Source organism: Mariniblastus fucicola (genome assembly GCF_008087665.1).
Lineage (GTDB): Bacteria > Planctomycetota > Planctomycetia > Pirellulales > Pirellulaceae > Mariniblastus > Mariniblastus fucicola.
Window position 1 is genome coordinate 5,547,302 of sequence record NZ_CP042912.1, and the last position, 14,508, is coordinate 5,561,809.

Consider the following 14,508-nt stretch of genomic DNA (forward strand, 5'->3'; position numbering starts at 1 on the left):
CGTCAACTTGCTGGAATTGAGCCAGGTTAATTTTCACAGCCGCCTGTCAATGGCCATTAACGCATCGGAACGGGCTCGATACTGGTTTCAACGCTGGCTTAGCTCGTGAACCGCGTCGACCAATGCAATGGCGTTGTCGACCGGTGTCTGGGGGAGAATCCCGTGCCCAAGATTGAAGATGTGTCCAGGTCGCCCCGCAGCCTGGTCCAAAATTGACTTGGCGTGAGAGCGAATCGTTGCCGGGTCAGTTAGCAGAATCGTCGGATCGAGATTTCCCTGCACGGCTCGATCGTGTCCGACCGTTTCCCACGCTTCGTCAAGCTGGACTCGCCAGTCAATTCCAATCACTGAGGCCTCAGTGTCGGCGTACAGCGGCAGCAGCGCCGGATTTCCGGTTCCGAAATTTATTACAGGAACTTCACTCGGTAGCGCCGCGATAATTTGCTGCACGAACGGAAGCACCAGTTCACGGTAGTGCTGCACGTTGAGGCAACCAGCCCACGAATCAAACAACTGGACGCATTGAGCGCCCGCATCGATCTGACCTTTCAGGTATACGATGATCGAATCCGTAAGCCGCTGCATAAGCTCTTTCCAGGCCCCGGGGTCGCCAAACATCAGGGCTTTGGCGTGGGCGTAGTTGCGACTGGAACCGCCTTCGACGATGTAGCTCGCAAGTGTAAACGGTGCTCCAGAAAACCCGATCAGCGGCATGTCGGCCGGCAGATCGGCACGCGTTTGCGTGACCGTTTCCATCACGAACTGAAGTTCGTCATTGGAATCCAATGGCTTGATGCGATCGATGTCCTCGGCAGACCGCACGGGATTGTGAATGACCGGTCCGTCGCCTTTGACGAACTCCAAATCACACCCCATGGGAACGAGCATCGGTAGCAGGTCGGAAAAAATGATCGCCGCATCAACGCCCAATCGGTTGACCGCCGTGCACATGACTTCGCTGCACAGTTGCGGATTCGCACAAAGATCCAGAAACGAAACTTTCGCGCGGACCTCTCTGTATTCGCTCATGTATCGCCCCGCTTGTCGCATCATCCAGATTGGAGTCACGTCAGTGTCTTCGCCGCGACAGGCTTTCATGAAGGGGCTATCGTACCAGGGCGCGTTGGTATCGTCGGAAGGTGCGTTGGGCCCGGACATATTCATAATCAGTTTCTGTTTTCGTGCGACGAGTAAATCGAGATTGGAAGCAAGCTGTTGAGCAGCGGTTTGCAGGTCGGGGTCGGCCACCAGCTCAACCGCGACTCCGTTTTGGACCAGAAAGTCGGCTGTTTCGACTCCCAGAGCCACGACAATATGATGGTCAAGCGTTGGGTTCGTCAAACGGGCTGCGACCAGATTGCGACACAGGCTTCTCGCGGCCAGCACGGACGAGACGACCAGCACCGTCGGGGTTGCAGGTTCTGGCGACACGAAACCTGAAAGTTCATAAGGCTCAACTGCAACTCCGAGCGAAACGCTGCGAACCTGAACGCCGCGAGATTCCAGCCCTGCAACCAACCCGCTGTCTTGCAACGTGGACTCAAGGACAATTCGCTGGTGAGGCAACTCAAAACTGGATTCCAGCCACCTCAACGATTCGCGCCATCCGGGGAGCCGACCCGTCTTCAGGTCCGGCGTCAAATCATGTTTGGCCAACGCGGCGGTCGTCGCTGCACTTCCGGACACAAGCCGACAATCCTGCAACGCGTGAAGCAGTCGATCGCGATCCGTCGTCGCACTGGCCAATTCGATCAGCGAGTTGACGCCCGAAGCGGTCATCACCACAACAACGTCAACACCACCGGTCAAGAGCTCGCCGACGAAGTCCGATATCTGGCCGGCCGTCCTGGCTGGCGGCGGCTCAATTGATTGAGAATCCGATGAGGATTTCGACGAACTCTTCCGCGGCCGCACGACTTGCAAATTCAGGCCGACCGAATCGAAGGCGCCAATAACGTCCTCAGACTGCTGCGATCCAGTTACCTGCTCCGAACCAGAGACCATTATAATTTTTGCTGGTTGCTGATTCAATTTTCATTCACTGAAATGTTTTCAAGGAAACGCCCCGATTCGAGAGCGAAACGTATCTGGATCGAAGCGAGCCGTGGAAACAACATGAACAACGAAAACGGCCCCAGCGGACTCCTTGGCAAACTGGAGGCTATCGCGATTCATGCCGTTGCGGCGATAATGGACAACGTCACCACCGCAGCACCCCTGCGAGCAACGCATCGACAACTCATTTGCCCGGCATTCGTCGAAGTGGCTCATTGTATCGAAATCCTTCACCTGTGCGTGGACGCACGAAAGTTCAAATGATCGATCCCCAAACGCTACAGCAGTTTCAGGCTTCCGCCGAAAATGGAATTGATGAAGCACTTGAATTCCTGCACCAGCAGTTTTTGAACAGCGGACAATTCCACCGCCTGTTCGACGTCTTGAAGATGAAAGCCAGACGGTCACTGGGGCTGAGGCTGCTGCACAGCGAGTCCGATCCGGCGCTTGGCGAAAAGGATCAGGAAAAACTGGAAACGAAACTGCTTGAAGCTTGCCGCACGGTTGCCAAGCTGTACTTTGCCGAAGGAAACCTGAATGACGGCTGGGTGTATCTTCAACCACTTGGCGACGAACCACTCGCCAAAGAACTGATCGAAGGCGTCGCTGTAACGGAAGACAACTTCGGATCCATCATCGAAGTCGCGTTCAACAACGGCGTTTCTCCGCTGCACGGATATCGATTGATGCTGGAGAAAACAGGCACTTGCAACGGCATCACGGCTTTCGATGTCCACGCGACACAGTTTGACCGGCAGACGATCTCTGGCCTCGCATCGGTGCTGCTAAACCACTTTCATGACGAGATCCTTGCCAACGTCATCGACCATGTCGCCAGGATTGAAAAGGACGTCGATCGCTCTGCGACGCTGGAAGAGTTGCTACAACAACATCAATGGCTGGTTCGCGAAGGCGGACACCATGCGGACGCAACGCATCTGGCGTCGATCATTCGAATCGCGAGACAAACGACAACGGTGGAGGACCATCGACTGGCGCTTTCCCTGGCAAACTATGGATGTCGATTGGGCGAGGACTTTAAATTTTCCAGCGATCCGCCGTTCGAAGATCTCTATGTAGACCATCGAATCTGGTTCGAAGCCCTGTCAGGCTTGAACGTTGATCAGGCGATCGAACACTTCACGGCCAAAGCGGACAGCTGCAAGGGCGAGTTCCATGAGATGTCGGCGGCCGAAGCGTTAGTTGACTTACAGATTCGCACAGGAGACCGCGACTCGGCCGTGGAGTCGGTCGTGCAGCGGTTGCTGGGCCAGACCGATCAGGACAACCTGCCGGCTTCGGCTTTCGAGATTGCGAGAACACCTTCGCAGTACGAAAAGATCGCCGCCGTATTTCGGGACCAGGGAAACTTCGCAGGGTTGGCGTTTGCAAAACTTTGCGGAGCAGAATCAGAGTCCGAATAAATCGTTCTGCCCTGAGGGAGTCGAAGGCGCAAAATAAAAAGCGGCCTGCCGACGAATCAGCAGACCGCTTTTATTGAACTTCAATCGAAGCTTCAATTAGCCACGCACGTTTCCGTTGCGGATAATGAAAGCATTCGGATCGACAGCTGGAGTATCAGCTCCTTCAGTCGATGGAGCTTTTTCGATGACGTCAGTTCCGGCTCCAGCTTCAACTGGAGATTCCATGATGACGCCTTGGCCTGTTGAGTCACCGTAGATGACTTCGCCAGCCATTGGAGCTGTCATAACAGAGCTACCGCAAGATGAGCAGCCTGTAGCAACAGGAGCAGCAATCGCTCCACAGCCACAATCGTTGGTGTTTGGGCACGGAGGATTGCAACCATCGTTGCAGCCGGCACCGATAACACGACCTGTGCGATCTCGTGCGATACGATTGCCACGAAGGCGATCGAGCAGTGAAAGACGACCACGTGCAGATGTTCCGCAAGCCGGAGCTGCATCGCAACCACAAGCTGGAGCAGCTTCGCAACCGCATGATGGAGCTGGAGCAACTTCGCAGCCGCAACCAACTGAACTGCGACGCTGAAGCAGTCCGCCAACTTTCGCACGAACGCGTCCACCAGAGTTGCAACCACAGTCAGAAACTGGTGCTGCATCGCAACCGCAAGGAGCAGGTGCGAGTACTGGAGTTACGCAAGGTGCTGGAGCCGGTGCTGCACAACCGCAGTCGTCAGCAATCGGAGCCGCTGCACATCCGCAACCGCCGCCACCAAGAGAAGACATGCGCCCCTTGAGTCGGTCAAGCAATCCGCCGCCACATGATGGGGCAGCATCGCAACCGCAAGGGTCAGCCACTGGAGCTGCACAAGGGATTGCAACCGGAGCTGCACATGGGATGGCAACAGGAGCTGCACATGGAGCAACTACTGGAGCGACTTCGCAACCGCAATCGGCAGCAGGAGTACCGCAACCGATTGAAGAGAAACGTCCCTTGATCTTGTCAAGCAATCCGCCACCGCATGCTGTAGCTGCATCGCAACCGCATGGAGCAGGAGCATCGCAACCGCATGGCTCTGCAACGATCATTGGAGCGATTTCGCAACCGCAATCCGCTGCAGGAGCTGCACAACCGCATCCGCTGCCGACTGATGAAAGGCGAGCTTTCAACTTGTCGAGCAAACCAGGTCCGCTGCAAGATGGTGCTGGTGCCACATCGCAACCACATGGTTCGATGACAGGCTCAACACATCCGCAAGGCTCAGCGATTGGCTGGCATCCGCCACCGCAACCGACTTTGCCCAAACGACCTTTAATTTTGTCAAGAATGCCTGGTCCACCGCTGCAGCCGCATGAATCGACTACACCGCAACCACCAGACAAAACTTCCATGCCGCAGCCAGTGTCGCATCCAGTGTTGCATGCGAGACGTGCGCTCGCGTTTTCACAAACTGTACAACCGACTTTAGACAGCATTCGGTCAATCAATTGACCTTCGCTGACGCTGCAGCTCATTGCAACACCGCAGAAGAGTGTTACCAAAGCTAACTTAATGTTCATTGAGACTCGTCTCCTTGAGTATTGAACTTTCGATTTCACTTCAAACCCTCCAACAAAGTTGTTCGATTGGCCGCCTCTTAAACTCCGGTAGGACCAGATTACTACTGGCCTTGGACGAGGCTTGAAATTTGCGCTGAAATCCAGGTTCGACCAGAATCCGGCCCACACCATCCATTTGTGTGTATATAACCGCATCCTGTTTTGGGTTGGGCAGAAGCCCTGTCCCGCATTCAATATGTCAGGTCTTTAATCGACGCCGCTGTCAAATCGCTGCATCCGCAATAACCGAATGACGCTGGTGACTGATGGCACTGTCGTAACGGACATACTGGCATTTCGTCGAGCATAAGGTTTGCGGACTGGGCGACCCTTAACTATCTTGGGGAATTCCGGAACCTCGCCGCTTGCGTTGAGTGCGTCAAAACGCCAGTTTGTCAAAGCCGTCTCTTCGACTAAAAACATGCTACGTGTTGGTCGATATAGTTAAGCGTCTCCCTCGAATTTTGGAATCAAGTTGACTCACGCATTTGAAAACCTCGCCCTCTCTGGACGCCGAACGCGTATCGCTGTCGTTGCCGCGTGTTTGGTCTGTATGACGTTGACATTCGCTGGATGCGAAGAGACCTATGAGCCAGCCGCCTACAAGGCCGCACCACGTGTCGAACCTGGTAGCGAAAAGGCGTCCGCTAAAAACAACGGTCAGGCAAAGTTGCCGGACATCAGAAACTGGACTTCGCCGGATGCGATTCGCGGCGGAACAGGAACCGCAGGAGCTCGGGGATACCGCGGCATCGGAGGCTATCGAGGAATCGGGGCCTATCGAGGAATCGGAGTCTATCGGGGTATTGGTGCTTATCGGGGCATCGGAGCATATCGTGGGATTTCCCTGCGAGGGTATTCTGGAATCGCAAACGGCTATCGCGGCGACAGCAATCGCGTCTATCGCGGATTCAGCCAGCCGGATTCGTATCGCGGATACGGGCAACAGCGCGGCTATCAGGGCAACTAGCCAGATTTTCAGGCGAAAACATCGTTACTCCGGCTGAATCCGGTATTACGAGCACCGGTTTGAAAATGGCTCTTCCGTGAAAACGGGACGGGGATTGAATCTGGCGAAGGCGGCGAGATCGAGACAAACGCATTTTGTTTGTTTGGACTACTCAACGCAAATGCGACCTTCGCAATTCTGCAACCCAACAATGGTTTAGCCAGCCATTTACCCGGGTATTCCTCTATCCAAATCGTGCAAAACCACTAAAATTTCGCGTTTTCGAAACCTCACCCTCGCGAATGCCATGCGACGTCCACTGATTGCCGGAAACTGGAAAATGAACCTTACGCGCGACGAAGCTGTCAATCTTGCGCGTGGAGTTGGTGCTGCTGCCGGAGACGGAGAAGTCGACGTGCTAGTTTGCCCGACGTTTGTTCATCTCGAAGGCGTCATCTCGGCTGTCGAAGGCAGCAAAGTCGCAGTCGGCGGGCAGGACGTTTACTTTGAAAGCAACGGAGCCTTCACTGGCGAAACCAGCACGGCGATGCTTGGCGACCTCGGTTGCCAGTATGTGATCCTCGGCCACAGCGAACGACGCAACGTGATCGGTGAATCAGACAAACTTATCAACCAGAAGCTTCACGCGGCTCTTGCTGCAGGACTTAAACCGATTTTGTGCGTCGGCGAATTGCTTGAACAACGAGAAGCCAACGAGACGATGGCAGTCGTCAAGTCTCAGCTTGATGGATCGCTTGAAAACGTGACCGCTGAGCAAATGGCCAATGTTGTGATTGCTTATGAGCCAGTTTGGGCGATCGGCACCGGGAAAACGGCTTCCCCAGAGCAGGCTCAGGAGGTCCATGCTGATCTTCGCAGCCTTTTGGCAACCCGTTATAATCAGGAAGTCTCAGATGGGGTTCGAATCCTTTATGGCGGCAGTGTCAAACCAGCCAACGCCGCTGACTTGATGGCTTGCCCGGACATCGACGGCGCTCTCGTTGGAGGCGCGGCACTCAAGGCGGACAGCTTCGCCGAAATTATTGCTGCCGCGGGCGCCTAAGCCGAACGGAATTCCGGCTGACACTTTTAACATCCACGCGTTGTCGCGTTTTAGTATCGAGTTAATCATGATCGTTGACTTTCCATTGGCATTTATCCTTCAACCAGTTTTGGCAGACATTGGTTTGTCATTGCTGCAACTGCTTCTGTTTTTCTGTTCGTTGTGGCTGATCTTTCTGATCCTGATCCAGCGAGGAAAAGGGGGCGGATTGACGGCGGCCTTCGGTGGCGGCGGTGGAGACAGCGCATTCGGCGCCAAAGCCGGTGATGCATTCACCAAGATCACGATCGTGACTGCTCTGGTTTGGATCACGCTCTGCATGGTCACGATTGCTCGCTACAACCCGCCAGAACAGGCTGACAATCCGTTCGCTCAAGCCAATGAGCAAACGCTCGAAAATCAGACTCCATCCGCCGATGGCGGAGCTTCCCTGTCCGGCGGTGACGAAGCCGAAAACGTGGATGGAGATGCGGCAAACGAAGGCAGTGCCGACGAAAACGCTGCCGACGAAAACGCTGCCGACGAAACCGAAACTCCAGCGGACGGCGAAGCCGGTGCTGCAACCGATGGTGAGCCCGCTGAAGGCGAATCGTCTGACGGCGAATCTGGCCAGTAAGCGTACTCAGCCAGACTTTTCCGGAGGCTCGTTCGCAACTCGTCGAACCAGCTTCCTACCTACCGTTTGAACCGAAGGTGTTCCGTGCTGGTAAGCATGACGGGGCACGGGCAAGCCCGTTTCCACAACGACCAATTGCAAATTGCGGTCGAAATTCGCACTGTTAACAATCGCCATCTCAAACTGAATGTGCATTCGGATCTTGATGCGGAGACGCAGGCTAAAATCGAAGCCTTGCTTCGCAGCCGACTACATCGCGGATCGGTGACGCTACGAATTTCGGTGAAGTCTATTGGCGAAGGTCAGTATGAACTCAACGAAGAACTGATCCGCGCGTATTGGCTCCAGCTTTCCGAGATCGCGGGATCGAGTCAAAGCGTTAACGTCGAATCCATTCTTGCGTTGCCCGGTGCCGTCATTGAGAAAACAGGCGCCGATCGTGATGAGATTTGGCCACACATCGAGTCGACGCTTGATGAGGCACTCGCCAACCTCGAAGCCATGCGGGCTCAGGAAGGCCAAGCCATGCAGGCGGATATGCTCGGCAACATCGAAACGATTGCCAGTCGACTGGAATCGGTCCGCGAACTGGCTCCGAAGATTTCCGAAGCCTATTCGAAACGTCTGACCGATCGAATCCAGGCTCTGCTCGAAAAACACAATATAGAAAGTGCTCAGGTCGATATCCTTCGCGAAGTTGGAATCTTTGCCGAACGCGTCGACATCGCGGAGGAAACGGTTCGCTTGGGAACGCACTTGGACCATTTTCGCGATACGATTTCGTCCACGGCCAAAGCCGGTCGCAAGCTGGATTTTCTGGTGCAGGAAATCTTGCGAGAAACGAACACGATCGGTTCCAAGGCAAACGATAGCGAGATCGCGACACACGTTGTGGAGATCAAAACAGCCATCGAACGAATTCGCGAAATGGTGCAAAATGTGGAGTAACGATGAGTGAAAGCGGCGCCCCAAAAGGTCGACTGATCATCTTCTCCGGACCCTCTGGAGTTGGCAAAACGACGATCCTGAAGCAGCTTCACGAGCGCTGCGATCTTCCGCTTCTCGAAAGTGTCTCTGCGACCACCCGGCCTCGACGCCCCGGTGAAACGGATGGCGTCAGCTATCATTACATGGCCAAGGACGAGTTTCTGACTCACGTCGAAAACGACGATTTCCTTGAATATACGGAGGTTTTCGGCCGCGGAGACCTCTACGGAACGCTGCGAGCTCCGGTAATCGAGGCGATAGCGGACGGGAAATGGATAATCCTTGAGTTAGATGTAGTCGGGGCGTTGAAAGTCCTTAAAATTCACCCCGACGCAATTACAATCTTCGTTCATCCCGGTTCGGTCGAAGAACTGGAACGACGCCTTCGCGGGCGCGGAACCGAGTCCGAAGAAGCTCTCTCTCGTCGACTTGAAGTTGCCAAAGGTGAACTCGAAGCGTCAAGTCACTACGAACACATTGTTTACAACACGTCGGTTCAGCAGACCGTCGATGAAATCTGTCAGCTGCTAATCGCAATCGCGGAGAAATCCTAACACTATGTACGATGCACTCAAAGAAGAAGAAATTGTCCGCAAAGTCGGTGGTCGTTTCAAACTTTCAACACTGATCCAAAAACGTCTGGTCCAGTTGAATCAGGGATCGCGTCCGCTGGTCGAAGACAACGGCGGAGACAAAATGTCTTTGGTCCTGGAAGAGATCCTTCAGGACAAAATCTACCTGGACGAAAACAGCAATATCGGCACCGGAAGCTCGCCCGATTTTGAATCCGCGCCAGAACTCGATTTGGACGCCATGTAGATCTCTCGGCGATGGCTTCGGCCGTTGCCATCATGAACTATCAAGAGCCCGTAATGCCATCGATTGACATCATCATTGCCGTCACCGGTGGCATTGCTGCTTTCAAGGCCGCGTCGCTGACGAGTCTGTTGGTTCAGAACGACCACAGCGTTCAAGCCGTGATGACTCAGTCCGCTCAAAAGTTTCTTGGTGCGGCAACACTGATGGCGCTGACCGGACGCCCCGTTGCAACGGAACTTTTTGATCCCGCGATGCCATTGGGGGCACACATCGAACTGGCGCGAGATGCGAAACTGCTTTGCGTCGCCCCTGCAACGGCGAACTTTCTGGCCAACGCCGCCAACGGCCAGGCCGACGATCTGCTTTCCACGCTCTATCTGTGCTTTACCGGTCCGGTCATCGTTGCACCAGCCATGAATGTGGAAATGTGGAACCAGCCATCGGTTCAACGTAACATCAAGATTCTTCGGGACGATGGTGTTCACATTGTCGATCCACAAGAAGGTTGGTTGAGCTGCCGACAAAAGGGAATGGGACGGATGGCTGATCCAGAGACCATTGCCAAGACGATCGCGGAGCATCTCAAGTGACCGTCCGGCGTCTATTGATTACGTCAGGGCCGACGCGAGAGTATCTAGATCCCGTGCGTTATTTCAGCAATGGTTCTAGCGGCCAGATGGGACGCGCCCTCGCGACAGCAGCGATCGATCAGGGCTATGAAGTCATCATCGTTTCCGGTCCCGTCTCGATCGAATATCCTGATGACGCTACGGTCGTTCGTGTCGTTTCGACTCAACAAATGCATGACGCCGTGATGAACGTGTGGCCTGAATGTATTGGTTTGATCGCCGCCGCGGCACCTTCAGACTTTCGGCCGGCCCAGTATTCCAAATCGAAGATCAAAAAGTCGTCGGACTCGGACAGGCTATCAATCGAAATGGTTTCGAACGTTGACATTGTCGCCGAAGCCGGAAAACGCAAATCGGAAGGTCAGTGGACAATCGGATTCGCTCTTGAGACCGACAACGCGATCGAAAACGCGTTGGCAAAACTGAAACGCAAGAACACCGATTTCATTGTGCTCAACGATCCGACCGCGATTGATGCGAACGAAAGCAGTGTACGGATCATCGACGGTGATGGCGAAATCACCGATTCGATTTCCGGATCAAAGCAGGTAATCGCCGCACGGATCCTCGCCCTGAAGCCGCTTGAGCAATAAATGCTCGCGGTGCAGGCTCGATCTTCAAACGCCGGGCTTAACCTTGAGTGCCCGCTCCAGTTCAACCAGCTGACTTTCGATCGAGCTCCGCTCCTTTGAGTCCAGGCTCTGCAACCCGAAACGGACGCGATTGAACGCGTCCGTAATTTCCTTGAGCGAACTGGAAATCAAATCCGATGACGGATGTGACGCAAACGTGGAACTGACTTCGCTGGCGAACTCGCGGTGAGTTTGATTGTGTTCGCGAATCAGATCATGGTCTTTCAGGATGTCCGACAATTTTTTGTAGAACGCAGTCTCCGAATCGTAACCGATCACCCACTCGCGGAGGTCTGAACTGATCAGCCCAATGGCATCGGCGAAAAAACGCTTGATCTTGCCGACAGCAGTTTCCGGCTGTTTCTCCTGGTATCCTGCATTCACAATCAGCACTCGCAACATGCCGATCAATCCGGCGACGATCAACAGCACTACAACCAGAGGCTGCAGAATCGAGATCAATCCGTGTTCTCGTGACGCGGCCAACTGATCAGAAAACTCATCCAGATCAAACTTGTCAAGCAAACTAACGACGGCCGCGGTCATCGTCGCCTCTTCACCCGAGTCTTCCCCCGGTTCCATGCCAAGAACGTAATCCTGCCAAACCGTTCGAGCCAATTCGATTGCATCGTCCGCGCCAATTCCATCATCCAAACCTGGTTGAGTCGGCGTCGGATCAGCCATCAGCCAGGCCCCTCCGTCGCCATATTGCCACGATTCCAGCCCGGCGATTTCGCATTCGTTTCTGTCAAGATAGACCTCCACCCATGCATGAGCATGTTGGGCACGAACGATGTAAGACTGGCTGTACTCGTTGTATTCACCGCCGTGAAACCCAACGACCAAACGCGACGGAATCCCCTGACTTCGCAGCATCAACGTCATCGCGGATGCGAATGCCTCGCAGTGCCCGGTCCTGAAATTGGCGACAAAGTCTTCGTTCGGATCAATGTCAAGATTTCGCTTTACGTCGGTGTAGTCCAGCGTATAGGAATAGCGAGACGGGTCCAGAAAGTGGTCTTCGATCGCTCTAACCAGATCGAATCGACTACCGTTGGACTCGTTTACTTTTCTGGAAATACGATTGGCTGTTTCGACGAGGGTCGGATAGTTTTGAGGATCTATCCGCGTCAGCCAGCGATACTGAGCCGGATCGTTAGCCATCGGCTTGTTGGCATAGAGATAGGTATTTGAGACATAGGGCCAGGCCTGAGCTGGCACGTTGGTTCTCGACAGCGGAATTATCAGCTCGTAGCTAAACGGCGCGAAATCAATTTTCTCGTTTTCGCGACATCGGGTGAAAGCCGAAATCTCGTGGCAGAATTTGAGCTTGCCATTCGTATTCTCTGAGATACCAGCAGGCATCACGGTGTACAGCAGTGGCTCGGTCGTTTTTTCCAGAGTCACATTCATCGTCGCGTAGCGAACGTCGGCTTGCCCGGTAATGTCCCGGATCGACTGATAGGTGTGCGAATTGACCCGCTCGTAAGCCGCGTTCCAATTTGTCTTTCCGTTATTAAACGTCAGATTCGAAAGCGCGATGCCGCGGAAGTACGGCAACTGGCTAAGCTGAAGTGGCTCCGGCGACGCTGCGGCGCTAGGGTAGAATTCGGCTTCGAAAATTCGTTGCTTGGAATTGGTTATTTTCCCCGTCTCTTCGAGATCGACCTGCTTGGTGATCCCGGTCGAGTTCACTTTGTAAGAGATCGGACTGAACCACGGATCAACATGCCGGGGCGCGGTCAGGAACACGACCAGAGTGAACATGGCTGCAACCAGGCCAACGCCAGGCAGCATTCCAAGAGGCGACAGCTGAAACTTTTGAGTTGCCTCAAGCGACGTCACCGTTGGCAGGGGTCGTGAGTCGTATCGCCAGAAAGCCAGTTTCTTGCCAGTGGAAGTATTCTCCTCAATCTGTTTTCGTGATTCGAGACTGGCTTCGTTCCGCTCCTCGATCGCGTAGTCGTTGGAGAAACAGTTCTGTAACACGAGCGTGAGGCCACTGACCAAAAAGTAAATCAGGAACAGCAATCCTCCTTCAAACTGAATGCTGAAAATCGTCGTAATGACCACCTGAAGCAGGCTCAGCACCATGATCTGCCAATTTAATCGCGGAGTCTTCACCTGAAAGACAAGCACTGCCTGAAGGTAGACCAACAGCTTGGCCACTGCGATCAGTTTGCCGGCACTGTCCGCGGGGTAGAACTCATACATCGAATAGGCCAGGATGCCGATCGATGCGACATTCGCAATCCAGCCTTCGATCGAAATCCATTTCAAAACGTCGGTCAACCAGAACGCCCCGAAGGTCGCCACGAAGGCGATGGGAATCAGGTAAAAGTGATTGATGCTGATGGCCAACATGGTGGTGCTGGTCAGGATCATGATCAGCAACAACACTTGCAGTACGCGGCGATTGGTCATGCGACAACCTCCTTGGCAGACGTCACCGACTCAGCAACCCGCGAAACGGCCGATGATTGCCCCTCAATCGAATACAGTTCCGTGAACTCTTTCGAACCGACGCGTACCCAACGCACCAGTTGACGAACAGAACTCAGCGCCGGGCTTACTTCAACCGATTCGTTTGATGTGAGCCAGACAGGTTTGTCCCGCGTGCTGAAGCAATAAAGAGGCGTCCCCATACTGATCTGGCCGGCGACCTCGACAACCGATGCGTCGATGTCAGGATTTTCAGTCGGATGCGCGACTGCCAATCGTCTCATGACGCTGTTATGCGTGGCTCGACTTTGTCGACCGCAAACCAGATGGTTTTCTTCGCCACAAACAGCAACCGCCAACTGGCCCTGAACTTCGGATCCGACCTGCGAGAGCGCCGTCGCTGCGAAACTCAAAATCGTCTCGCACTGCAACCGCGTGGCCTCATCCTCATGATGCAAATCCAGCAGCAATGCAAAATCGCGGTCGTTGGGTTCGTCAAATTGCTTGACCATTGGATGCCCCAAGCGAGCGGTCGATCGCCAATGAATGTTTCGGCGACTGTCTCCGGATCGCCACTTTCGCATCGCGTAAAACTCGTCCTGCTCCATTCCACGACGTCGCATTTGCGACTGGCCACCGGTTTCCATCGAGTTAATTCTTCGCTCCCACGTCGGATGCAAAACTCCCAATGGCGGCGCAACGTAAACCGTATCTTTCTGAGGCAGCGGAATGCTGCAGGCGACCAGCCCGAACGGATAGGACGTCCTCAATTCTGCCGGACCCAAATCGTACTTTCCGCGGCCAGGAAAAAAGCACTGATATGTGACGATGCCCGGATCCATCGTTGATACGCTACGGAAACAGACGTGTGCATAGTCGTCGTCAAGATTCCTTGTTCGAAAAGCTGCTTCAAATTTGGCAACGATGCTTTGCACCACCCTTCCAAAGAAGCCTTTTCCCAATTCCGGTTTTCGCGTTCGCCTGAGTCGATCGTTCAGAATCAAGTTTCGCGCTGTGAGCCGACCTCCAATATTGCTGCAGGTCCACGAAACGTTGACCGGGGTCTGAGCATGAACGCGCTCCGGGACGACTCGTTTGGCAGACAGCGAACGCAAGTTCACGACGCAAACCCGCCAGTTGAAGATCAGCGGTGCCAGCAGCATCCCCGTCGCCAAAATCAGCAGATTCACATTCCTCAGAATCGCACCGACGGCGATAAAGCAAACGATGACGATGTAGACCCATCCTTCGGGCGTCACCTTGCACTGGCGAACTGGTTTTCTTTTGCTGGCCATT

At 54.2% G+C, this 14,508-nt stretch carries 16 protein-coding genes; 12 read left to right on the forward strand and 4 right to left on the reverse strand.

Features of this window, described 5'->3' with window-relative positions; translation table 11 throughout:
- Positions 1-87: 87 nt before the first annotated feature.
- Complete coding sequence (hemE, locus tag MFFC18_RS20735; protein ID WP_075083969.1) at positions 88-2,004, reverse strand: uroporphyrinogen decarboxylase; 1,917 nt, start codon at positions 2,002-2,004, stop codon at positions 88-90.
- Between the two features lie 111 nt (positions 2,005-2,115).
- On the opposite strand from hemE, the gene MFFC18_RS20740 reads away from it, so the two are divergent.
- Complete coding sequence (locus MFFC18_RS20740; protein WP_148619011.1) at positions 2,116-2,319, forward strand: hypothetical protein; 204 nt, start codon at positions 2,116-2,118, stop codon at positions 2,317-2,319.
- A complete protein-coding gene (locus MFFC18_RS20745) occupies positions 2,316-3,479 on the forward strand; it encodes a hypothetical protein (protein WP_075083967.1) in 1,164 nt (387 codons plus the stop codon). The genes MFFC18_RS20740 and MFFC18_RS20745 overlap by 4 nt, the downstream gene beginning before the upstream one ends.
- A 96-nt stretch (positions 3,480-3,575) precedes the next feature.
- Here the strand turns inward: MFFC18_RS20745 and MFFC18_RS20750 are convergent, their stop codons facing one another.
- The gene (locus MFFC18_RS20750) at positions 3,576-3,764 is read right to left on the reverse strand and encodes a hypothetical protein (RefSeq protein WP_075083966.1); all 189 of its coding nucleotides are present in this window, start codon (positions 3,762-3,764) and stop codon (positions 3,576-3,578) included.
- A 170-nt stretch (positions 3,765-3,934) separates the two neighbouring features.
- On the opposite strand from MFFC18_RS20750, the gene MFFC18_RS20755 reads away from it, so the two are divergent.
- The 10 genes from MFFC18_RS20755 (at position 3,935) to MFFC18_RS20795 (ending at position 10,731) form a co-directional block, all read left to right on the forward strand.
- Positions 3,935-4,273, forward strand: coding sequence for a hypothetical protein (locus MFFC18_RS20755; RefSeq protein WP_148619012.1), 339 nt, complete (start codon positions 3,935-3,937; stop codon positions 4,271-4,273).
- Between the two features lie 24 nt (positions 4,274-4,297).
- A complete protein-coding gene (locus tag MFFC18_RS25090) occupies positions 4,298-4,474 on the forward strand; it encodes a hypothetical protein (protein WP_157665108.1) in 177 nt (58 codons plus the stop codon).
- A 1,076-nt stretch (positions 4,475-5,550) separates the two neighbouring features.
- Positions 5,551-6,045: a hypothetical protein gene (locus tag MFFC18_RS20760; RefSeq protein WP_148619013.1), complete on the forward strand. Its 495-nt coding sequence runs from the start codon at positions 5,551-5,553 to the stop codon at positions 6,043-6,045.
- Between the two features lie 286 nt (positions 6,046-6,331).
- Positions 6,332-7,087: a triose-phosphate isomerase gene (tpiA, locus tag MFFC18_RS20765; RefSeq protein WP_075083961.1), complete on the forward strand. Its 756-nt coding sequence runs from the start codon at positions 6,332-6,334 to the stop codon at positions 7,085-7,087.
- A 67-nt stretch (positions 7,088-7,154) separates the two neighbouring features.
- Positions 7,155-7,703, forward strand: coding sequence for a preprotein translocase subunit SecG (gene secG, locus MFFC18_RS20770; RefSeq protein WP_075083960.1), 549 nt, complete (start codon positions 7,155-7,157; stop codon positions 7,701-7,703).
- 84 nt (positions 7,704-7,787) lie between these two features.
- Positions 7,788-8,651, forward strand: a complete 864-nt coding sequence (locus tag MFFC18_RS20775) for a YicC/YloC family endoribonuclease (RefSeq protein ID WP_075083959.1) — start codon at positions 7,788-7,790, stop codon at positions 8,649-8,651.
- Between the two features lie 2 nt (positions 8,652-8,653).
- Positions 8,654-9,244: a guanylate kinase gene (gene gmk, locus MFFC18_RS20780; RefSeq protein ID WP_075083958.1), complete on the forward strand. Its 591-nt coding sequence runs from the start codon at positions 8,654-8,656 to the stop codon at positions 9,242-9,244.
- Between the two features lie 4 nt (positions 9,245-9,248).
- The gene (locus MFFC18_RS20785; RefSeq protein WP_075083957.1) at positions 9,249-9,509 is read left to right on the forward strand and encodes a DNA-directed RNA polymerase subunit omega; all 261 of its coding nucleotides are present in this window, start codon (positions 9,249-9,251) and stop codon (positions 9,507-9,509) included.
- A gap of 53 nt (positions 9,510-9,562) precedes the next feature.
- Positions 9,563-10,099 (forward strand): flavoprotein, encoded by a 537-nt coding sequence (locus MFFC18_RS20790; protein ID WP_075084146.1) that lies wholly within the window; start codon positions 9,563-9,565, stop codon positions 10,097-10,099.
- A gap of 53 nt (positions 10,100-10,152) precedes the next feature.
- On the forward strand, positions 10,153-10,731 hold the full coding sequence (locus tag MFFC18_RS20795; protein WP_238381227.1) for a phosphopantothenoylcysteine decarboxylase: 579 nt from the start codon (positions 10,153-10,155) through the stop codon (positions 10,729-10,731).
- A 24-nt stretch (positions 10,732-10,755) separates the two neighbouring features.
- Here MFFC18_RS20795 and MFFC18_RS20800 read toward each other — a convergent pair whose 3' ends face one another.
- Both MFFC18_RS20800 and MFFC18_RS20805 read right to left on the reverse strand, forming a co-directional pair.
- On the reverse strand, positions 10,756-13,194 hold the full coding sequence (locus tag MFFC18_RS20800; RefSeq protein ID WP_075083956.1) for a transglutaminase TgpA family protein: 2,439 nt from the start codon (positions 13,192-13,194) through the stop codon (positions 10,756-10,758).
- Positions 13,191-14,507: a DUF58 domain-containing protein gene (locus MFFC18_RS20805; protein ID WP_075083955.1), complete on the reverse strand. Its 1,317-nt coding sequence runs from the start codon at positions 14,505-14,507 to the stop codon at positions 13,191-13,193. The genes MFFC18_RS20800 and MFFC18_RS20805 overlap by 4 nt, the downstream gene beginning before the upstream one ends.
- Position 14,508: the final 1 nt, after the last annotated feature.